General features: G+C 60.7%; 20 protein-coding genes (1 of these 20 cut by a window edge). 15 read left to right on the top strand and 5 right to left on the bottom strand.

All coding sequences use genetic code 11. The annotated features are described in order from the left end of the window. The first annotated feature begins 274 nt into the window (after positions 1-274). Positions 275-1,447 carry a pyridoxal phosphate-dependent aminotransferase gene (locus PFLCHA0_RS26130; RefSeq protein WP_011063503.1) on the top strand — a complete coding sequence of 391 codons (1,173 nt, stop codon included), beginning with the start codon at positions 275-277 and terminating at the stop codon, positions 1,445-1,447. Beyond that, the gene (gene sfsA / locus PFLCHA0_RS26125) at positions 1,447-2,160 is read left to right on the top strand and encodes a DNA/RNA nuclease SfsA (protein ID WP_015637057.1); all 714 of its coding nucleotides are present in this window, start codon (positions 1,447-1,449) and stop codon (positions 2,158-2,160) included. The genes PFLCHA0_RS26130 and sfsA overlap by 1 nt, the downstream gene beginning before the upstream one ends. Here the strand turns inward: sfsA and PFLCHA0_RS26120 are convergent. Further along, on the bottom strand, positions 2,157-2,474 hold the full coding sequence (locus PFLCHA0_RS26120; protein WP_015637056.1) for a Rieske (2Fe-2S) protein: 318 nt from the start codon (positions 2,472-2,474) through the stop codon (positions 2,157-2,159). The genes sfsA and PFLCHA0_RS26120 overlap by 4 nt on opposite strands. Positions 2,475-2,693: 219 nt before the next feature. On the opposite strand from PFLCHA0_RS26120, the gene PFLCHA0_RS26115 reads away from it, so the two are divergent. Genes PFLCHA0_RS26115 through PFLCHA0_RS26100 form a run of 4 tightly spaced genes read left to right on the top strand, consistent with a single transcriptional unit; the run spans position 2,694 to position 6,255 of the window. Further along, a complete protein-coding gene (locus PFLCHA0_RS26115; protein ID WP_015637055.1) occupies positions 2,694-3,569 on the top strand; it encodes a heme/hemin ABC transporter substrate-binding protein in 876 nt (291 codons plus the stop codon). Next, the gene (locus PFLCHA0_RS26110; protein WP_015637054.1) at positions 3,566-4,603 is read left to right on the top strand and encodes a FecCD family ABC transporter permease; all 1,038 of its coding nucleotides are present in this window, start codon (positions 3,566-3,568) and stop codon (positions 4,601-4,603) included. Before PFLCHA0_RS26115 ends, PFLCHA0_RS26110 begins: the two co-directional genes overlap by 4 nt. Continuing rightward, positions 4,603-5,370 (top strand): heme ABC transporter ATP-binding protein, encoded by a 768-nt coding sequence (locus PFLCHA0_RS26105; protein ID WP_015637053.1) that lies wholly within the window; start codon positions 4,603-4,605, stop codon positions 5,368-5,370. The genes PFLCHA0_RS26110 and PFLCHA0_RS26105 overlap by 1 nt, the downstream gene beginning before the upstream one ends. A 21-nt stretch (positions 5,371-5,391) precedes the next feature. Continuing rightward, complete coding sequence (locus PFLCHA0_RS26100; RefSeq protein ID WP_015637052.1) at positions 5,392-6,255, top strand: ChaN family lipoprotein; 864 nt, start codon at positions 5,392-5,394, stop codon at positions 6,253-6,255. Between the two features lie 234 nt (positions 6,256-6,489). On the opposite strand, the gene PFLCHA0_RS26095 is transcribed toward PFLCHA0_RS26100, so the two are convergent. From PFLCHA0_RS26095 to PFLCHA0_RS26080, 4 genes are all read right to left on the bottom strand, one after another. Next, complete coding sequence (locus tag PFLCHA0_RS26095) at positions 6,490-7,290, bottom strand: Crp/Fnr family transcriptional regulator (protein WP_015637051.1); 801 nt, start codon at positions 7,288-7,290, stop codon at positions 6,490-6,492. Positions 7,291-7,303: 13 nt separating this feature from the next. Next, positions 7,304-7,576 (bottom strand): TfoX/Sxy family protein, encoded by a 273-nt coding sequence (locus tag PFLCHA0_RS26090; RefSeq protein ID WP_011063495.1) that lies wholly within the window; start codon positions 7,574-7,576, stop codon positions 7,304-7,306. 228 nt (positions 7,577-7,804) lie between these two features. Continuing rightward, positions 7,805-8,149 (bottom strand): pentapeptide repeat-containing protein, encoded by a 345-nt coding sequence (locus PFLCHA0_RS26085; protein ID WP_011063494.1) that lies wholly within the window; start codon positions 8,147-8,149, stop codon positions 7,805-7,807. 93 nt (positions 8,150-8,242) lie between these two features. Then, complete coding sequence (locus PFLCHA0_RS26080) at positions 8,243-9,799, bottom strand: bifunctional aminoglycoside phosphotransferase/ATP-binding protein (protein ID WP_041752583.1); 1,557 nt, start codon at positions 9,797-9,799, stop codon at positions 8,243-8,245. Positions 9,800-9,914: 115 nt separating this feature from the next. On the opposite strand from PFLCHA0_RS26080, the gene mrcB reads away from it, so the two are divergent. From mrcB to msrQ, 9 genes are all read left to right on the top strand, one after another. After that, a complete protein-coding gene (gene mrcB / locus PFLCHA0_RS26075) occupies positions 9,915-12,239 on the top strand; it encodes a penicillin-binding protein 1B (protein ID WP_011063492.1) in 2,325 nt (774 codons plus the stop codon). A gap of 16 nt (positions 12,240-12,255) precedes the next feature. Continuing rightward, positions 12,256-13,002, top strand: a complete 747-nt coding sequence (locus PFLCHA0_RS26070; protein WP_011063491.1) for a tetratricopeptide repeat protein — start codon at positions 12,256-12,258, stop codon at positions 13,000-13,002. Beyond that, complete coding sequence (locus PFLCHA0_RS26065; RefSeq protein WP_011063490.1) at positions 13,002-13,337, top strand: YqcC family protein; 336 nt, start codon at positions 13,002-13,004, stop codon at positions 13,335-13,337. Before PFLCHA0_RS26070 ends, PFLCHA0_RS26065 begins: the two co-directional genes overlap by 1 nt. A 582-nt stretch (positions 13,338-13,919) precedes the next feature. Further along, positions 13,920-15,644 (top strand): acetolactate synthase 3 large subunit, encoded by a 1,725-nt coding sequence (locus PFLCHA0_RS26060; RefSeq protein ID WP_026019946.1) that lies wholly within the window; start codon positions 13,920-13,922, stop codon positions 15,642-15,644. 2 nt (positions 15,645-15,646) lie between these two features. After that, complete coding sequence (gene ilvN / locus PFLCHA0_RS26055) at positions 15,647-16,138, top strand: acetolactate synthase small subunit (RefSeq protein WP_011063488.1); 492 nt, start codon at positions 15,647-15,649, stop codon at positions 16,136-16,138. A 44-nt stretch (positions 16,139-16,182) separates the two neighbouring features. After that, entirely contained in the window at positions 16,183-17,199 is a 1,017-nt protein-coding gene (gene ilvC, locus PFLCHA0_RS26050) for a ketol-acid reductoisomerase (protein WP_007959661.1), read from the top strand. Positions 17,200-17,345: 146 nt separating this feature from the next. After that, entirely contained in the window at positions 17,346-18,203 is an 858-nt protein-coding gene (pssA, locus tag PFLCHA0_RS26045; protein WP_015637048.1) for a CDP-diacylglycerol--serine O-phosphatidyltransferase, read from the top strand. A gap of 63 nt (positions 18,204-18,266) precedes the next feature. Then, positions 18,267-19,280: a protein-methionine-sulfoxide reductase catalytic subunit MsrP gene (msrP, locus tag PFLCHA0_RS26040; protein ID WP_015637047.1), complete on the top strand. Its 1,014-nt coding sequence runs from the start codon at positions 18,267-18,269 to the stop codon at positions 19,278-19,280. Beyond that, positions 19,280-19,480, top strand: partial view of a protein-methionine-sulfoxide reductase heme-binding subunit MsrQ gene (gene msrQ, locus PFLCHA0_RS26035; RefSeq protein WP_015637046.1) — the 5' end (the start) only. It continues 420 nt past the right edge of the window; only the first 201 of its 621 coding nucleotides appear in the window; the start codon lies at positions 19,280-19,282; its stop codon lies off the right edge, out of view. Before msrP ends, msrQ begins: the two co-directional genes overlap by 1 nt.

Genomic DNA, 19,480 nt, shown 5'->3' with positions numbered 1-19,480 from the left:
TGCGGCTGCAAGCGGGCGAACTTACCAGATCAAACCAGAGCGCGCTACTCCCGGTTGTCGAGCCTATGTCCTGCTTCGTCCATGGATATGGGAAAAGCCTGACATGGCTTGCTGATCGGTTCGTTCAATCATTGATTTTAGTCAAGTCTGCGGGTTGTGTTGGCGCCAGTTGGCGCAAGCAACAGACCGCTCGGATCTGCCTGGGTTCTCCCGGGCTTGATCAGATGGGTAGAATCGGTCCTTTGCTCCCCCTCGAATCAATGAAGGAAGGCTAATGGCTCAGCCCTACAGTGCGCGTAGTCGCGCTATCGAACCTTTCCATGTCATGGCCTTGCTGGCCCGCGCCAATGAGCTGCAAGCCGCCGGGCATGATGTGATTCACCTGGAAATCGGCGAACCGGACTTCACCACCGCCGAGCCAATCATCAAGGCCGGGCAGGCCGCGCTGAGCGCCGGCAAGACGCGCTACACCGCAGCCCGCGGAATTCCCGAGCTGCGAGGGGCGATTTCCGGCTTTTATCAGCAGCGTTACGGCCTGGACATCGATCCCGAGCGGATCATGATCACCCCCGGAGGTTCCGGTGCCCTGCTGTTGACCAGCAGCCTGTTGGTGGACCCGGGCAAGCACTGGCTGCTGGCGGACCCGGGTTATCCGTGCAACCGGCATTTTCTGCGTCTAGTGGAAGGCGCTGCGCAGTTGGTCCCGGTGGGGCCGGATGTGCGTTACCAACTGACGCCGGACCTGGTGGAGCGCTATTGGGATCAGGACAGCGTGGGCGCCCTGGTGGCCTCGCCGGCGAACCCCACCGGCACGGTCCTGAGCCGGGACGAGTTGGCGGGGTTGTCCACCGCGATCAAGGCTCGCAACGGGCATCTGGTGGTGGACGAGATCTACCATGGCCTGACCTATGGCACCGATGCCGCCAGCGTTCTGGAAGTGGATGACAGCGCTTTCGTCCTGAATAGTTTCTCCAAATATTTCGGCATGACCGGCTGGCGCCTGGGCTGGCTGGTAGCTCCGCCGGCAGCCGTGGGTGAACTGGAAAAGCTGGCACAGAACCTCTATATCAGTGCGCCGAGCATGGCCCAGTATGCTGCGCTGGCTTGCTTCGAGCCGCAGACCTTGGAGATCCTCGAGGAGCGCCGTGCCGAGTTCGGGCGCCGCCGGGATTTCCTGCTGCCAGCCTTGCGTGAGTTGGGCTTCGGCATCGCTGTGGAGCCTGAAGGGGCGTTCTATTTGTACGCGGACATCAGCGCCTTCGGCGGTGATGCCTTCGCCTTTTGCCGGCACTTCCTGGAAACCGAGCACCTGGCCTTTACCCCTGGCCTGGACTTCGGCCGGCATCAGGCTGGCCATCATGTGCGCTTTGCCTATACCCAGAGCCTGGAACGCCTGCAGGAGGCGGTTGAGCGTATCGCCCGTGGCCTGCAGAGCTGGCACGCCTGATGCGCTTCGATCCTCCCCTGGAAGAGGGGCGTCTGCTGCGTCGTTACAAGCGCTTCCTGGCGGACATCGAAACCACCACCGGCGAGCTGTTGACCATCCATTGCCCCAATACCGGCTCGATGCTCAATTGCATGGTCGAGGGCGGGCAGGTGTGGTTCAGCCGCTCCAATGACCCCAAGCGCAAGTTGCCGGGCACCTGGGAAATCAGCGAAACCCCTCAAGGCCGCCTGGCCTGCGTCAACACCGGGCGGGCCAACGGGCTGGTGGAAGAAGCCTTGCGGGCGGGGCTTATCAGCGAGTTGAACGGCTTCACCGGGCTCAAGCGCGAGGTGCCTTACGGGCAAGAGAACAGCCGCATCGATTTTCGCCTGGATTACCCGGACGGTCCGGCGTACGTCGAGGTCAAAAGCGTCACCCTGGGCTTCGATGGCACGCCGGTGGCAGCGTTTCCCGATGCCGTGACCCAGCGCGGCGCCAAGCATCTGCGGGAACTGGCGAGCCTGGCCCGGGAGGGCGTGCGGGCGGTTCAGCTGTATTGCGTCAACCTTTCGGGCATCGACGCGGTGCGGCCGGCGCAGGAGATCGATCCGGGTTACGCCGCTGCCCTGCGCGAAGCCCGCGCGGCGGGGGTTGAGGTGCTGGCCTATGGTGTGTGCCTGACGGCCGAGCAAGTGTGCATCGACCGACGTCTTGAAGTGTTGCTCGGGGATTAGAGGTCCACCCAGATCCCCAGGCTGTCTTCATGGCAGCCGATGCTCTCCAGGAACTGGCCGGCGCAAGGTCCGGCCACGCACTCTCCGCTCTCGATCAGAAACAGGGCGCCATGGGTGGCGCACTGGATCAGGCTGGCGCTGGGGTCGAGGAACTGGTCAGCTTGCCACTCCAGCGCCACTCCCCGGTGCGGGCAGCGATTGGCATAGACATAGGCTCGCTGCTCGCGCCGCACGGCGAACAGCTTCAGCCCCGCGAGCTGGAAGCCCCGGCTGCCGGCTTCGGGCAGATCGTTGCCGGCGCAAAGAAATTTCATGGCTATCCTCTTGGTCCGAAGGCTCTGCGTCCAGGCTGTCACAGTTTCTTTCCGGCTGCAGGATGAAACATGTCGGCGCTTGACGGCTAAATGAAAACAATTATCAAATGGCCGCCCCGCCCGTTACGGGGCGCTTGTTCCTTTCGATGCCCGGCCTGTCCGGCATGTCACATGGACAGCAGCTGCGCGGGCCCCCACTTTAATGAAGGAAATGTTCTTATGCGCCTGAGTGCCTGCGCCATTGCGTTCTGTGCCGGATTGCTGGTGAGCCAGTGGGCCACCGCTGATGAGTTGCCGCAGCGTTGGGTCAGTGCAGGTGGGGCCTTGTCCGAGTGGATAACGGCTCTGGGGGCCGAGTCCAAGCTGGTGGGCGTCGATACCACCAGCCAGCATCCGGAGTCGCTCAAGGCGCTGCCGAGCATCGGCTATCAGCGTCAGTTGTCGGCCGAAGGCATTCTCAGCCTGCGGCCGCAGATTCTGGTGGGTACCGAGGAGATGGGGCCGCCGCCAGTGCTTTCGCAGATCCGCAGTGCCGGGGTCAAGGTCGAACTGTTTTCCGCCCAGGCCGACTTGCCGACCTTGCAAGCTACCCTGCAGCACTTGGGGCTATTGCTGGGCCGAGAAGAGCAGGCCGGGCAACTGTTCCAGGGCTATCAGCAACAACTTGGGCAGCAGCAGGCGTGGGTCGCCCAGGCTCAAGCGCAGCACGCGGCGCCCGGGGTGCTGTTGTTGCTCGGGCATGCCGGCGGCAAACCCCTGATCGCCGGCAAGGACACCGCCGCGAATTGGCTATTGCAACAGGCCGGTGGGCGCAACCTGGCGACTCATACCGGCTATAAGCCATTCTCGGTCGAATCCCTGGCGGGCTTGAATCCGGATGTGCTGGTGTTCTCCGATCGCAGCCTGACCGGTGACGCCGCTCGTGCCGCACTGTTCAAGGAGAACCCGCTGCTGGCATCCACACCGGCGGCCAAGGCCGGGCGGGTGGTGGAACTGGACCCGACCTTGCTGGTGGGAGGCCTGGGCCCTCGCTTGCCTGATAGCCTGAAACGCCTGTCCAGCGCCTTTTATCCCCAGGCCAAGCCGGCCCAATGAGTCGTCTGGTCAAGCCTCGAACACTGTTTATCGGGCTGGGTGTCCTGAGCCTTGTGGCGATCTGGCTGTCCCTGGCCCTGGGCCCTGTCAGCCTGCCCTTATTTGATACCTTGCGTGCCGCCTTGCGCCTGCTTGGATTGCCGATCGACGGGCAGGGCCTGGAGCAGGCGGAACTGATCCTGGGGCAGATTCGCTTGCCCCGGACTCTGCTCGGTCTTGCGGTGGGCGGAGTTCTGGCGCTGTCCGGGGTCGCCATGCAAGGGCTGTTTCGCAACCCCCTGGCGGACCCGGGGCTGGTGGGGGTTTCCAGTGGTGCAGCATTGGGCGCGGCCATCGCCATTGTTGGCGGCTCGATGTTCGGCGGCCTGCCAGAGGCTGTCGGCCCTTATTTGCTCTCCCTGTGTGCCTTCCTTGGCGGCCTGGGGGTGACGGCGCTGGTGTATCGCCTGGGGCGGCGCAACGGGCAGACCCATGTGGCAACCATGCTGCTGGCGGGGATTGCCCTGACGGCGCTGGCCAGTTCGGCGGTGGGATTGTTCACCTATCTGGCGGACGATGCCACGTTGCGCACTCTGACTTTCTGGAACCTGGGCAGCCTGAATGGTGCCAGTTACCAGCGCTTGTGGCCCTTGCTGCTGGTGACCGCCGCGGTTGCGCTGTGGCTGCCGCGCCGGGCCAAGGCGTTGAATGCACTGTTGTTGGGCGAGTCCGAGGCCAAGCATCTTGGCATCGATGTCGAAGGTCTCAAGCGCGAGCTGGTGTTCTGCACCGCGCTGGGTGTGGGCGCTGCCGTGGCGGCGGCGGGAATGATCGGTTTTGTCGGCCTGGTGGTGCCGCATCTGGTGCGCCTGTTGTCCGGTCCGGATCACCGGACCTTGCTCCCAGCCTCGATCCTGGCCGGAGCCAGCCTGCTGCTGTTGGCTGACTTGGTGGCGCGCCTGGCGCTGGCGCCTGCCGAGTTGCCCATCGGTATCGTCACGGCCTTTATCGGTGCGCCATTCTTTCTGTACCTGTTGTTGCGAGGACGTGCCTGATGCTGCGAGTCGAGAACCTGCATGTGCGGCGCGGCGGCAACGACGTCCTGGCTGGCATCGACCTGCAGTTGCTGCCGGGCGAGGTGCTGGGAGTACTCGGCCCTAATGGTGCAGGTAAAAGCAGCCTCTTGGGGGGCTTGAGTGGTGAACTGGCGGCTCATCAGGGACAGGTGTTGCTGGATGATCAGGAACTGGCTCATTGGTCGGGCGCCGAGCGTGCGCAGCGCCTGGCAGTGCTGCCCCAGGCTTCGAGCCTGGATTTCGCCTTTCGTGTGGAGGAGGTGGTGGCGCTGGGGCGTTTGCCCCATCAGACCGGGCGCGTGCGTGACGAGGAAATCGTCAACGCTGCTTTGAATGCTGCCGATGTGGCGCACCTGTCGGGGCGCAGCTATCTCGCGCTGTCCGGCGGCGAGCGCCAGCGGGTGCATCTGGCGCGGGTCCTGGCGCAACTGTGGCCGGGCCAGCCAGGGCACAACCTGCTGCTGGATGAGCCGACTTCTGCACTCGACCCCTTGCACCAGCACGTCACCTTGCAGGCCATTCGAGCCTTTGCCGACCGCGGGGCGGCGGTGCTGGTCATCCTGCATGACCTGAATCTGGCTGCGCGTTATTGTGATCGGGTCTTGTTGCTTGAAGGCGGCCGTCCGCATTCATTGGGAACACCGACCGCGGTACTACGGCCTGAGCCCCTGAAGGCGGTGTTCGGCCTGGAAGTTCTGGTGCAGGAGCATCCCGAACGCGGGCACCCGTTGATCATCGCCCGCTGAGGCGAAGCCCGGAGAGACCTGATGCGCGTATTGCCGTTGTTGCTGGCCATGCTGCTGGCCGCCTGTCACAGCATGCCGGGGATCCTGCCGCCGCCGGTGGCTTCGGCGCCCGGCAGTATCATTGAGCTGCGCAGTGCCCAGGCGCTGACCCCTGTCGAACTGGTAGGGCGCCTGGCACGGGCCCCCCGAGTGATCATTGGCGAGCAGCATGACAATCCCGATCATCATGCCCTGCAACTCTGGCTCTTGCGCTCCATGGCCCGGGAGCGGCCACAGGGCAGTCTGTTGCTGGAAATGCTCAACCCGGATCAGCAGCCAGAAGTCGATGGGGTAAAACGCTCCCTTGATGGGGGGCGTTTGCCTGATGACCTACCCGGCAGGTTGGCCTGGCAATCAGGCTGGGACTGGAGCCTCTACGGCCCGCTGGTGGGTTTTGCCCTGCGTCAGCCCTATCCCTTGCTCGCTGCCAATCTGGATCGCCAGGAGGTGCGTGCCATTTATGCACGGGCGCCCGTCCTGACCGGCACACAGAGCAACGCATCGTCGGTGATCGAGGCATTGGCCGGGCAAATCCGCGAATCGCACTGTGGCTTGCTGCCGGAGAGCCAGGTGCCGGCAATGCGGGCGGTGCAGCAGCAACGGGACCGACGCATGGCTGAACAGCTGCTGGCGGCTCCGGCTCCGGCCCTGTTGCTGGCCGGGGCGTTTCACGGTCGCAAGGATCTTGGCGTGCCCCTGCATCTTGCCGATCTGGACCGAAGCCAGGAGGTGGTGGTGTTGATTCTGGCGGAGCTGGGGCAACAGGTTGCCGCGGCATCGGCCGACTACGTCTGGTATACGCCGCCCCAGCCCGCCAAGGACTATTGCGCGCAACTGAGGCCCTGATCGGAGGGCTTTTCTGCGGGCAAAAAAAAGACCCGGCAAGAGCCGGGTCAAATAACCGTGATTAGCCTGATGAGGAGATAATCTGAGAGTCCGAACCACTGGTCTTCCAGGTTATCGACTGATCTCGCGACCAGTTGTGATAATCATAACGATTCTCATTTCGAAGTCAACAAGGCTTTTCAGATTTCTGCATATTTTGCCAAACGTCCGTTTGGATCTGCTTGGAATCCGGGTTCAGTTCGGGTTGTTCAAGGTCATGAGCCGGGTCACTTCCTTGTTTAGCAGGTCGATGCGGCGCGCCATGCTTTCGATCAGGCTGTGGGCAATGCGCGGATTGCTCTGGGTCAGGCTGAGAAACTGGTCCTTGGGAATCAGCATGATGGTGCTGGGTTCGCTGGCGATCACGCTGGCGCTGCGTTTTTCTCCGGTGAACACTGCCATGGCGCCGAAAATCTCGTCCTTGGGGACGTCGCCGACCTTGTGCCCGTCGACGAAGGCCTGTGCATGGCCTTCGAGTATTACAAACACATGATCTGCCTCATCCCCCTGGGTAATCAGCCTTTCGCCCGCCTCCACGCGCTTGAAGCCGTTGCTGCTGCGCAACTCTGGCGGCTTGAGACGGGCAATGGCATCGGACAGCAGGGCGGTCTGGCCGATCAGATACTGTACGAGCAGTTCCGAGCGTTGTACGTCGGCCTGGATGTGCCGAAACACTTCAGTCCTCAGATAGGGAATCAGTTGCAGCGGCGTATCGCAGTGCATTTGCCACTGCGGGAGTTCGATGCCGCGCCGCAGCCCCACCAGGTCGCCTTCATGCAGGTAGAACAGTGGCCGCTCTTCGACACTGGCCTGGATCACGCCACTTGCCAGCAGGAACAACTGGTCGCCGGGCAATACGCTGGACAGCTCAGCGATGGGGCCAAGCTCCAACGTCGGGCCGCTGGGCGCAAGCCCGTCCAGCAATTGCGGCGGAATGCTCTGCAGTCTGTTGATCAAGGCGTCGGCGTAAGCCGGCTGCTCCCCCATTAGATACATTTGGCTCTGCCAGTCAGTTTTTGTGACGAGAGGAAATGGCGTCCAGTTGCTTGTTCAACGCCTCTTTGCGTTCGGCGGGAAGGTCGTTCCAGTGCATGTCCATCAGGGCGCCCTCAATGGCATAGAGCAAGACTTTCGACGCACGAAAACCACGGGTCCGCACGGCCCGGTAGGCGTCCACCGCACCCAGGCGGCGCAAGTCGGAAGCGCTATGGATGCCCACTGCATGCAGCCATTGTGCCGATGTCTTGCCAAGGTTCTTCAGGTGTTGCAGTTCATCATTCATTAAGCCTCCTGGCGATGGCCGAATGGTGAGTGGGCAGCCTCAGAGGAGTGTAGCGCTCAGTAGAAAACGCGCTGTTCTTTGGTCGGGTTTGGCGCAAATGCTTCTAAGGGCGCAGCGGTGAAGCTCGAAGGGAGGAGGGGGCAGGCCATGCGAAGGGCAGGGTGCAGGCGAGAAAGCGGACCAGGTCCGGCGCTAAACAGAGCGCCGGACAAAGACGGGCGGCGGGGGTCAGCGAGTGCGGTAACGCAGGCGGGTGCCGAAATTGACCGACATGAGAATCTCGTCGGCGCTCAGTTCCACCGGAAAGTAGGCGCCGGAAATCTGTGCATGGGCGAGGCTGGCGCCTTCCATGGACGAGTTTCTCAAGTCCAGCCCCCGCAGATCCGCGGAGCGAAAGTAGGCGTCAGTGAAATCGATGCCTTGTGCGTTCAGTTCCCGCAGGTCGAGGCCGCGGAAATCCCCGCCGCGCATGTCGATGGGTTGATCTTTCGGGCGTTCGCGGTTGAAGCCGACGATGTCGTCTTTATGCAGCAGGGCGTAAAGCGGAGTGTCGAGAAGTTTCGGTTGGCTCATGGCGACGTCACCAGTGTTGGATTTATGACGCCAGTATAGTGCCACTATTTTTCAGCCGTGAAGTCTTTGCCACTTCACGGCTGAAATGACCGTTTACAGGCCTGGGAGGCGTAGGCGAATGTTGGCAACCAGGGCGTCCAGGCTGCCGCTTTCGTTGGTTTCTATGCGCTTGCTGCGCAGCAGCTCTTCGTCGGTCAGCGCTTCGCGAGTGGCTTGCTGGTTGGCAATCACTTCCAGAGTGGCGTCGGATGGATCGTTCTGATCAGCCTGGCGCTGGGCCAGCCAGCTGGCAACCACTGCCTCAGGAGCGTTGCAGTCGATGATCAGGCAGGGCGTACCAGTGGCCTCGGCCACTTTGGCCGCGGCATCGCGCTGGGCACGTTTGAGGTAGGTCGCGTCGATCACTACCGGGAAGCCGGCACGCAGGATGGTTTCGGCGATTTCATGCAGGCGCGCGTAGGTGGCGCTGCTGGCTTCGCTGCTATAGATGCCAGCGTGTGGGTCGTTGGGCACCTGTTGCTCGCCGAACAGGCGCTTGCGCTCTACGTCGGAGCGCAGGCGAATGGCGCCCAGTGCCTCTACCAGGCGCATGGCCACGCGGCTCTTGCCGACCGCCGAAATGCCTGAGGTGATGGCCAGGAAACGCGATGGAATGGTGCTGTAGCTCTCCGCCAGATTGGCGTAGTTGCGGTACTGGCGCAGGGTGGTGGCGCGCTGCACCGGCGTGGCTTCGGCAGGCATGCTGAACAGGCTGACCTTGGCGCGTACCAGGGCACGGTAGGCCTTGTAGAAATTGAGCAGCTCCAGGCCCTGGTAGTCGCCGGTCAGCTCCAGGTATTGGCTGATGAAGCGTCGCGCCAGGCTCTTCAGGCCGCGGTCTTCCAGGTCCATGGCAAGGAAGCCGGTATCGGCGTAGACGTCGGTGAAACGAAACGGTTCGTTGAATTCGATGCAGTCGAAAATCACCACCTTGCCGTCGATCAGGGTGGCGTTGCCCAGGTGAATATCGCCATGGCATTCACGGATGAAACCTTCGCTCTTGCGTTGGGCCAGCAGAGGCTTGAGGCGTTCGAAGCTGGTTTCGGCCCAGGCTTGCAGGGCTTCAAGTTGTTGCAGGTCGGCCTTGTCGCTGAGGAACGGGCGGATTTGCTCGAAGTTCTGACGCACCGGAGCCATCACGCTCTCCGGGGTGCCGGCTTCATGCTCAGCTGGAACCTTGGGCGCGTTGAGGTGGAAGTGGGCGATCTGCCTGGCCATCTCATCGATGTGCGCAGTGGTCAGCTCGCTGTTGGCCTGCAAGGTGCTGAGCAACTGGCTTTGCGGGAACTGACGCATTTTCAGTACGTATTCGATAGCCGGACCATCGCCGCCCAGCACCGGGGCTTCGGCGCTACCGGTGATCGGCAGGACTTCCAGGTACAGGTCTTCGGTCAGGCGCTGGTTCAGGCGCAACTCTTCGCCGCAGAAGTGTTCGCGGGCGTCCAGGCTGGTGAAGTCGAGGAAGCCGAAATTGACCGGCTTCTTCACCTTATAGGCAAAGGGGCCGGTGAGCAAAACCCAGGAGATGTGGGTTTCGATGACCTGAAACCCTTCTACGGGATGAGGAAACAAGGCGGGGTTTTGCAGGGCAGCGATCAGTGACTGGCTCACAGGCGATCCTTCAGAGTCGGGAAAATCGAGGGCGTCATTATGGCCGCTGAGCGCACTAAGGCAAACCTCGGGTGGCGCATGTTGAGGATGAATAAAGTGCGTATAATCCGCCGCCATGACTCGTACCCGATCCCCTCGTTCTGCTAAAAAAACGCCGTCTGGTGGCCTGCGCCCCTGGCTGGGCTGGGCCCTCAAGCTCAGCCTGGTCGGTCTTGTGGTGCTCGCCGGCTTTGCGGTTTACCTCGATGCCGTGGTCCAGGAAAAATTCTCCGGCAAGCGCTGGACCATTCCGGCCAAGGTCTACGCCCGCCCGCTTGAGCTGTTCGTCGGACAAAAGCTCAGCAAGGATGATTTCCTCACGGAACTCGACGCTCTGGGCTATCGCCGTGAAAGTGTCGCCAACGGCCCGGGCGCAGCCTCGGTCAATGGCAATACCGTGGACCTGAACACCCGCGGCTTCCAGTTCTACGAAGGGCTGGAGCAGGCTCAGCCGGTGCGCGTGCGCTTCTCCGGCGATTACGTGGCGGAACTGTCCGGCAGCAAGGGGGCCAAGCTCGCGGTGGTGCGCCTGGAGCCATTGCTGATCGGTGGCCTGTACCCGAAGAACCTCGAAGACCGGATCCTGATCAAGATCGATCAGGTTCCGCCATATCTGCTGGAAACTCTGGTAGCGGTGGAAGACCGCGACTTCTATTCACACCACGGGGTGTCGCCCAAGTCGATTGCCCGTGCGATCTGGGTCAACACCTCGTCCGGCCAGATGCGCCAGGGCGGCAGTACCCTGACCCAGCAGTTGGTGAAAAACTTCTTCCTGACCAACGAGCGCAGCCTGTCGCGCAAGCTCAATGAAGCGATGATGGCGTTGTTGCTGGAGCTGCATTACGACAAGCGCGAGATTCTCGAGGCCTACCTCAACGAGGTCTTCGTCGGCCAGGACGGTCAGCGTGCGGTGCACGGTTTCGGTCTGGCCAGCCAGTTCTTCTTCAGCCAGCCCCTGTCCGAACTCAAGTTGCACCAGGTGGCGCTGTTGGTCGGGATGGTCAAAGGGCCTTCCTATTACAACCCGCGGCGCTACCCGGAACGTGCTCTGGAGCGGCGTAACCTGGTGCTCGATCTGCTGGCACAGCAGGGCGTGGCTACCCCGGAACAGGTGGAGGCGGCGAAGAAGATGCCGCTGGGCGTAACCAAGCGCGGCAGCCTGGCGGACAGTTCCTTCCCCGGTTTCCTCGACCTGGTCAAGCGTCAGTTGCGCGAAGACTACCGTGATGAAGACTTGACTGAAGAAGGCCTGCGGATCTTCACCAGTTTCGATCCGATCCTGCAGATGAAGGCCGAAGCCTCGGTCAACGACACCTTCAAGCGCCTGGCCGGGCGCAAGGGCTCGGAAGACGTCGAGGCGGCGATGGTGGTGACCAACCCGGAAACCGGTGAGGTCCAGGCCATGATTGGCAGTCGTCAGGCCAGCTTTGCCGGTTTCAACCGGGCCTTGGATGCGGTGCGTCCGATCGGCTCGCTGATCAAGCCTGCGGTCTACCTGACCGCCCTGGAAAAGCCCAGCCAGTACACCCTGACCAGTTGGCTGTCGGATGAGGCGTTCTCGGTAAAAGGTGCAGACGGCCAGGTGTGGAAGCCGCAGAACTATGACCGGCGCTCCCACGGTACGGTGTTCCTCTACCAGGGCCTGGCTCACTCCTACAACTTGTCTACCGCACGGCTCGGTCTGGAAGTGGGTGTGCCCAATGTCCTGAAGACCCTTGGTCGCCTGGGGGTGACCCGCGAGTTTCCAGCCTTCCCATCGATGCTGCTGGGGGCAGGGGGCATGAGCCCGATGGAAGTGGCGACCATGTACCAGACGCTGGCCAATGGCGGTTTCAATACGCCGATGCGCGGGATTCGCAGCGTGTTGACAGCGGAAGGCGAGCCGCTCAAGCGCTATCCGTTCCAGATTCAGCAGCGTTTTGATGCCGGTTCGATCTATCTGATTCAAAGCGCGATGCAACGGGTGATGCGCGAGGGCACCGGCAGCTCGGTGTACAACGTGTTGCCCAAGACTCTAGCGTTGGCGGGCAAGACCGGTACCAGTAACGATTCCCGTGACAGCTGGTTCGCCGGTTTCAGCCAGGACCTGCTAGCCGTGGTCTGGCTGGGCCGCGACGATAACGGCAAGACGCCGTTTACCGGTGCTACCGGTGCCTTGCAGGTGTGGACCAGTTTCATGCGCAAGGCCGACCCGCTGCCGCTGGATATGCCGCAGCCGGACAACGTGGTTCAGGCCTGGGTCGATTCGCGTACCGGGCAGGGCTCCGATGCCAACTGTCCTGGGGCTGTGCAGATGCCGTATATTCGCGGCAGCGAACCGCCTCCCGGTGCTTCCTGTGGGGGAGAAAACCCGGCAGGCGGCGATTCGGTGATGGATTGGGTCAAGGGCTGGATGAACTAAGCGATGAGGGTTTGACGTGAACAAGTGGTGGATTCCAGCTATTACAGCTCTGGCGTTGCTCAACGGTTGCGCCAGTGTGCAGCGCGGCTCTATTCCCGTCGTGGATTCCGGCACTGCCGTGTCCAACAGCGAGCGGATTTCCGCCTCCGGAGGCTTTCGCCAGACGACCATCAAGCGCCCGGCGCAGGCTCAGGCACAGGCGATTCCGGAAGATTCCGGCGTAGTGGTAATGGTTCCGGGCGGCGGCGCTACGGCCTCGGCGCCGATCAGCAGTTCGCCCATTACTCCGGGGCCGGTCACTTCAGGGCCTATTACCCCGGGGCCGGTGGACGGCTCCGGTTATCAGTCGGCGCCGATCAGCCAGGGCACTTACAACATGCCCTCTACGCCCAGTGGCATCCCTTCGGCCCGGGCCGGTGGTCTGTCGGCCGATGAGCAACTGGATGGCCCGGTGCTGGCGTTGCTGACCACTGCGCAACAGCAGCAGTCCAGTGGTGACTTGAACGGTGCTTCCTCCAGCCTCGAGCGAGCGCAGCGTGTTGCGCCACGCGAGCCGCAGGTGCTGTATCGCCTGGCTCAGGTACGCATGGCCCAGGGGGATGCGCCCCAGGCCGAGCAGTTCGCTCGCCGTGGCCTGAGCTTTGCCAACGGCCGCCCTGATCTCCAGGCAAGCCTGTGGGAGCTGATTGCCCAGGCGCGTGAGAAACAGGGTGATGCCGCAGGTGCAGCGCAGGCGCGCCAGAAAGCTCGGGTTTCGCTGTGATGGATGGGCGCTTTCCCAGGATCGCCGAACAGTTGCTGCTGATCGAGCGTGAGTTGCGTGTGCAGGGCCTGTGGGACGACGCTGTGCCCAGCGCCGAGGCACTGGCCAGCACTCAGCCCTTTGCCGTGGATACTCTGGAGTTCGAGCAATGGCTGCAGTGGATCTTTCTGCCCCGCATGAAGATGATTCTGGAGCAGGATTTGCCGCTGCCCAATGCGTCAGGTATTCAGGAAATGGCCGAGATGGTGTTCTCCACTCGTCCGATGCAGGGGCGCGACCAGCAGTTGCGAGTTCTGCTCAAAGAGTTTGATCAGCTCATCGTTGCTACTCGCTGAAACACGACTGCCAGGTATGCCTGGCAGTCGCCTCCCTCCATACTGCCCACTTCAGTCTCGCTCTCTCGAGGTGACAACTTCGGAGGGTTCATGTCTGTCCGTGCATTGCTGTTGTTGTAGTGCATGACGTTCCTCTCGGCTCTCTGGCAATGGGGTTTCGCCCAAAGTCCGGGTTCGCATTTCTGAGTTGCTTGCCGAAGATTGCGCAATTGAAGCGCAGACAGCAGTCGTTTTTGGGTTTTTTCTTGCGTTCTCATGCGCTTAGTTCGAATTAACCACATAGACGACTTGACTTGAAGAGGACGAAACAGAAGAATCCAAAGTCCGCTGTAGAGGGACTGCCAGAAGCAGACCCACTCAGCAGATCATGAGGCGCACATCCGCGCCGAAGTGCTACACCCGCAACGCGTTACCTCGCGCTGGGTGGGAAAACCCCGCAACACTTTGGGGCGCTCCCAATACTTGCTCAGTCAGTGCTGACGTAGTCGGCGACCACCGTCGCTCATGCTCTGCTGAGAAGTAAACCTATTAAGACCCGCTCCCTTTTGAGGGCGGTATTCTGGCGTTTTAGAGGTGAACAACGTGGAGCTTTTATCTGGCGGTGAGATGCTCGTCCGCTTTTTGCGTGACGAAGGCGTCAAATATATCTACGGGTACCCGGGTGGTGCTCTCCTTCATGTTTACGATGCCCTGTTCAAAGAACCGGAAGTGACCCACATCCTGGTTCGTCACGAACAAGCGGCGACCCATATGGCTGACGGCTATGCCCGTGCCACCGGTAAAGCCGGCGTGGTACTGGTGACCTCCGGCCCGGGCGCGACCAATGCCATTACCGGTATTGCCACCGCCTATATGGACTCGATTCCCATGGTGATCATTTCCGGCCAGGTGCCCAGCACCATGGTGGGCACCGACGCGTTCCAGGAAACCGACATGATCGGTATCTCCCGGCCGATCGTGAAGCACAGCTTCATGATCAAGCACGCTTCGGAAATCCCGGAAGTCATGAAGAAAGCCTTCTACCTGGCGCAATCCGGTCGTCCTGGTCCGGTGGTGGTCGATATCCCCAAGGACATGACCAACCCGGCTGAAAAGTTCGAATACGTTTTCCCCAAGAAAGCCAAGTTGCGCTCCTACAGCCCAGCTGTTCGCGGTCACTCCGGGCAAATCCGCAAGGCGGCAGAAATGCTCCTGGCGGCCAAGCGCCCTGTGCTTTATGCAGGTGGCGGCGTGATTCTCGGCGGCGGTTCCGCACCGCTGACCGAACTGGCCAAGATGCTCAATCTGCCAGTGACCAATACCTTGATGGGCCTGGGCGCCTATCCGGGCACCGACCGGCAGTTCGTGGGCATGCTCGGCATGCACGGCAGCTACACCGCCAACCTGACCATGCACCATGCCGACGTGATCCTGGCCGTGGGCGCGCGCTTCGATGACCGGGTGATCAACGGTGCACCGAAGTTCTGCCCGAATGCCAAGATCATCCATGTCGATATCGACCCGGCTTCCATCTCCAAGACCATCAAGGCCGATGTGCCTATCGTTGGTCCAGTGGAGAGCGTCCTGACCGAAATGGTCGCGGCACTCAAGGAAATCGGCGATACCCCGAACAAGGAGACGGTCGCCAGTTGGTGGAAGCAGATCGAAGAGTGGCGTGGCGATCGCGGCCTGTTCCCTTACGACAAGGGCGACGGCAGCATCATCAAGCCACAGACCGTGATCGAAACCCTGTGCGAAGTCACCAAGGGCGATGCCTATGTGACCTCCGACGTGGGGCAGCACCAGATGTTCGCGGCGCAGTACTACCGGTTCAACAAGCCCAACCGCTGGATCAACTCCGGTGGCCTGGGCACCATGGGCTTCGGTTTCCCGGCGGCCATGGGCGTGAAATTGAGCTTTCCGGATAATGATGTCGCCTGCGTCACCGGTGAAGGCAGTATCCAGATGAACATTCAGGAGCTGTCGACCTGTCTGCAGTACGATCTGCCGGTCAAGATCATCAATCTGAACAATGGTGTGCTGGGGATGGTGCGCCAGTGGCAGGACATGAGCTACGGCAGCCGTCATTCGCACTCCTACATGGAATCGCTGCCAGACTTCGTCAAGCTGGTCGAAGCTTATGGTCACGTGGGCATGCGTATCACGGATCTGAAGGATCTGAAGCCGAAGATGGAAGAAGCGTTCGCCATGAAGGATCGCCTGGTGTTCCTCGATATCCAGGTCGACACCAGCGAGCACGTCTATCCGATGCAGATCAAAGACGGCTCCATGCGCGATATGTGGCTGAGCAAGACGGAGCGTACTTAATCATGCGGCACATTATTTCCTTGCTTCTGGAAAACGAACCGGGTGCTCTGTCTCGTGTTGTAGGTCTGTTCTCGCAACGCAACTACAACATCGAAAGCCTGACGGTGGCGCCGACTGAAGACCCGACACTGTCGCGTCTGACCCTGACCACCGTTGGCCATGACGAGATCATCGAGCAGATCACCAAGAACCTGAACAAGCTGGTTGAGGTGGTGAAGCTGGTAGACCTGTCGGAAAGCGCGCACATCGAGCGTGAACTGATGCTGGTCAAGATCAAGGCCACTGGCGCCCAGCGCGCCGAGGTCAAGCGCACTACCGATATTTACCGTGGGCAGATCGTTGATGTCAGCGCCAGCGTGTATACCGTTCAACTGACCGGTACCAGCGACAAGCTCGACAGCTTCATTCAATCGATCGGCACCGCATCGATTCTGGAAACCGTACGCAGTGGTGTCACCGGGATTGCCCGTGGCGACAAAGTACTGAGCATCTAACTCAAATTAGCGAATGGCCGGACGGCCTGATATAGGGGAAATTCATGAAAGTTTTCTACGATAAAGACTGCGACCTGTCGATCATCCAGGGTAAGAAAGTTGCCATCATCGGCTACGGTTCCCAGGGCCACGCTCAAGCATGCAACCTGAAGGATTCCGGCGTTGATGTGACTGTCGGCCTGCGTAAAGGCTCGGCTACCGTTGCCAAGGCTGAAGCCCACGGCCTGAAAGTGACCGACGTTGCTGCAGCCGTTGCCGGTGCCGACCTGGTCATGATCCTGACCCCGGACGAGTTCCAGTCCCAGCTGTACAAGAACGAAATCGAGCCGAACATCAAGAAGGGCGCTACTCTGGCCTTCTCCCACGGCTTCGCGATCCACTACAACCAGGTTGTGCCTCGTGCCGACCTCGACGTGATCATGATCGCGCCGAAGGCTCCAGGCCACACCGTACGTTCCGAGTTCGTCAAGGGCGGTGGTATTCCTGACTTGATCGCGATCTACCAGGACGCTTCCGGCAACGCCAAGAACGTTGCCCTGTCCTACGCCGCAGGCGTGGGCGGCGGCCGTACCGGCATCATCGAAACCACCTTCAAGGACGAGACTGAAACCGACCTGTTCGGTGAGCAGGCTGTTCTGTGTGGCGGTACCGTCGAGCTGGTCAAAGCCGGTTTCGAAACCCTGGTTGAAGCTGGCTACGCTCCAGAAATGGCCTACTTCGAGTGCCTGCACGAACTGAAGCTGATCGTTGACCTCATGTACGAAGGCGGTATCGCCAACATGAACTACTCGATCTCCAACAACGCTGAATACGGCGAGTACGTGACTGGCCCAGAGGTCATCAACGCCGAATCCCGTCAGGCCATGCGCAATGCTCTGAAGCGCATCCAGGACGGCGAATACGCGAAGATGTTCATCAGCGAAGGCGCTACCGGCTACCCATCGATGACCGCCAAGCGTCGTAACAACGCCGCTCACGGTATCGAAATCATCGGCGAGCAACTGCGCTCGATGATGCCTTGGATCGGTGCCAACAAAATCGTCGACAAAGCCAAGAACTAAGTTCGAGTCTTGTCAGGGAAAACGCGGCCTAGGCCGCGTTTTTTCGTTTGCATGGATAGGTTCTGGTATAAAGCTGGATCCTTTGTGGCCGAATCGCGGCCCTGGGTATCTGTCGAAACTTTTCACACCGTTGCAAGGTAATGTCCATGAGCGAACGTCCCGAAGAGCCAAACCAGGCCTCTGACGCCGAAAGCCTGCTACCGATCGATGAGCATGTCGAAGAAGGGCATGACGCTGAAGGCCGTAAAGTCCGGCATCGTGGTATCTATCTTCTGCCGAATCTGTTCACCACTGCGAACCTGTTCGCGGGGTTCTATTCCATCATTAGCTCCATGAGCGCCCAGAGTGCAATGAGCGCCGGAGATGCGGCCGGGGCGAGCAAGTACTTTGCCTTCGCCGCGATCGCCATTTTCGTGGCCATGGTGCTCGATGGCCTGGATGGGCGTGTTGCCCGCATGACCAACACACAGAGTGCTTTTGGCGGTGAATACGACTCGCTGTCCGATATGGTTGCATTCGGCGTAGCGCCGGCGTTGTTGGCCTTTGGCTGGGCTCTGGGTGACATGGGCAAGGTCGGCTGGATGGTCGCCTTCATCTATGTGGCAGGCGCGGCCTTGCGTCTGGCGCGTTTCAATACTCAAGTCGGTACTGCCGACAAGCGTTATTTCATCGGGCTTGCCAGCCCGGCAGCGGCGGGTGTGGTGGCTGGTATCGTCTGGGCATTCAGCGACTACGGGATCCAGGGGTCGAAGATGTCGTTCCTGGTGGCGTTGATGGTGGCCGCCGCAGGCATGCTGATGGTCAGTAACATCAAGTACAACAGCTTCAAGGACCTGGACCTGAAAGGGCGCGTACCTTTTGTGGCGATCCTGGCGGTGGTGCTGGTGTTTGCGGTGGTGTTCAGTGATCCGCCGCGCATTCTGCTTTTGGTGTTCCTCGCCTATGCGGCGTCGGGCCCTATCCAGTACCTGTTGCACCTGCGTCGTCGCAAAAGCGTCGAGTGATGTAATTTCCCCCATACTCCGCAGTCTATTGGTACATCTGTCCTCCAATACTGCGGAGTTGCCATGTTATTCAAATTCCCCAAGTCGTCCGACTGCAATGAGTCTGAGGTTACGCCCGAATCTCTTTACCTCTCTCGACGCAGCCTGCTGAGTGGTGCGGTTGCGGGCATGGCGTTTGCCAGCTTGCCGCGATGGGCAGCAGCACAGGACGCGTCGCGTTATGCCGATGTTGAGCCGGGCCAGACTCCCGCGTGGTTCTCCGACAAGCTGTCGACCACTCAGTGGCAAGCAGTAACCGTCAGGGATGAGGCGATCACGCCTTTCAAGGACGCGACTCACTACAACAACTTCTACGAATTCGGCACTGACAAGGGGGACCCCGCGGCCAACGCGGGCGCGCTCAAGACTCAGCCGTGGAGTGTGGTCGTGGATGGTGAGGTGGCTAAGCCAGGCCGCTACGCCCTGGAGGATTTCATGAAGCCTTACTCGCTGGAGGAGCGTATTTATCGACTGCGTTGTGTCGAGGCCTGGTCGATGGTGATTCCCTGGATAGGTTTTCCAATCTCAGCCTTGCTCAAGCAGGTGGAGCCCACCAGCAACGCCAAGTTCATTCGGTTTGAAACGTTGCAGGATCCCAAGAGTATGCCGGGCCAGCGCTCCGGCTTTGCCTTGATCGACTGGCCCTATGTCGAGGGATTGCGTCTTGATGAGGCAATGAATCCATTGGCGATTCTTGCGGTGGGGATGTACGGGCGTGAACTGCCTAACCAGAATGGTGCGCCGCTGCGCCTTGTAGTGCCTTGGAAATATGGCTTCAAAAGTGTGAAGTCGATTGTGCGCATCAGCCTGGTCAGCGAGCAGCCCAAGACTACCTGGCAGAGCATTGCGGCCAACGAATATGGTTTTTACGCGAATGTGAATCCAACGGTTGATCATCCTCGCTGGACCCAGGCCCGGGAGCGGCGCCTACCCAGCAGTCTGTTCAGTCCCAATGTGCGGGAAACCCAGATGTTCAACGGTTACTCGGATGAAGTCGCTTCTTTATATAGCGGCATGGATCTGCGGAAGAACTATTGATGCGTTATTCGTTCTGGCGTATCGGCGTCTTCATCGCTGCGGCTATCTGGCCGCTGTATTGGCTGTATGAGGCTTGGGCTTCGGTCTTGGGACCGGACCCGGGCAAGGTGCTGGTTGATCGTCTGGGGTTGGGCACGCTGGTGCTGTTGTTGATCACCTTGGGCATGACTCCTTTGCAAAAACTCACGGGGTGGCCGGGC

Origin of the sequence: Pseudomonas protegens CHA0 (assembly GCF_000397205.1) — a bacterium.
In the GTDB taxonomy this organism is placed as follows: domain Bacteria; phylum Pseudomonadota; class Gammaproteobacteria; order Pseudomonadales; family Pseudomonadaceae; genus Aquipseudomonas; species Aquipseudomonas protegens.
This window is presented reverse-complemented; position numbering and strand designations above follow the sequence as displayed.

What these genes read in the sequence shown, in the direction of transcription:
- PFLCHA0_RS26130 (WP_011063503.1), top strand. Translation starts at nt 275, where the DNA reads ATGGCTCAGCCCTACAGTGCGCGTAGTCGCGCTATCGAACCTTTCCAT.
- sfsA (WP_015637057.1), top strand. Translation starts at nt 1,447, where the DNA reads ATGCGCTTCGATCCTCCCCTGGAAGAGGGGCGTCTGCTGCGTCGTTAC.
- PFLCHA0_RS26120 (WP_015637056.1), bottom strand. Translation starts at nt 2,474, where the DNA reads ATGAAATTTCTTTGCGCCGGCAACGATCTGCCCGAAGCCGGCAGCCGG.
- PFLCHA0_RS26115 (WP_015637055.1), top strand. Translation starts at nt 2,694, where the DNA reads ATGCGCCTGAGTGCCTGCGCCATTGCGTTCTGTGCCGGATTGCTGGTG.
- PFLCHA0_RS26110 (WP_015637054.1), top strand. Translation starts at nt 3,566, where the DNA reads ATGAGTCGTCTGGTCAAGCCTCGAACACTGTTTATCGGGCTGGGTGTC.
- PFLCHA0_RS26105 (WP_015637053.1), top strand. Translation starts at nt 4,603, where the DNA reads ATGCTGCGAGTCGAGAACCTGCATGTGCGGCGCGGCGGCAACGACGTC.
- PFLCHA0_RS26100 (WP_015637052.1), top strand. Translation starts at nt 5,392, where the DNA reads ATGCGCGTATTGCCGTTGTTGCTGGCCATGCTGCTGGCCGCCTGTCAC.
- PFLCHA0_RS26095 (WP_015637051.1), bottom strand. Translation starts at nt 7,290, where the DNA reads ATGTATCTAATGGGGGAGCAGCCGGCTTACGCCGACGCCTTGATCAAC.
- PFLCHA0_RS26090 (WP_011063495.1), bottom strand. Translation starts at nt 7,576, where the DNA reads ATGAATGATGAACTGCAACACCTGAAGAACCTTGGCAAGACATCGGCA.
- PFLCHA0_RS26085 (WP_011063494.1), bottom strand. Translation starts at nt 8,149, where the DNA reads ATGAGCCAACCGAAACTTCTCGACACTCCGCTTTACGCCCTGCTGCAT.
- mrcB (WP_011063492.1), top strand. Translation starts at nt 9,915, where the DNA reads ATGACTCGTACCCGATCCCCTCGTTCTGCTAAAAAAACGCCGTCTGGT.
- PFLCHA0_RS26065 (WP_011063490.1), top strand. Translation starts at nt 13,002, where the DNA reads ATGGATGGGCGCTTTCCCAGGATCGCCGAACAGTTGCTGCTGATCGAG.
- ilvN (WP_011063488.1), top strand. Translation starts at nt 15,647, where the DNA reads ATGCGGCACATTATTTCCTTGCTTCTGGAAAACGAACCGGGTGCTCTG.
- ilvC (WP_007959661.1), top strand. Translation starts at nt 16,183, where the DNA reads ATGAAAGTTTTCTACGATAAAGACTGCGACCTGTCGATCATCCAGGGT.
- pssA (WP_015637048.1), top strand. Translation starts at nt 17,346, where the DNA reads ATGAGCGAACGTCCCGAAGAGCCAAACCAGGCCTCTGACGCCGAAAGC.
- msrP (WP_015637047.1), top strand. Translation starts at nt 18,267, where the DNA reads ATGTTATTCAAATTCCCCAAGTCGTCCGACTGCAATGAGTCTGAGGTT.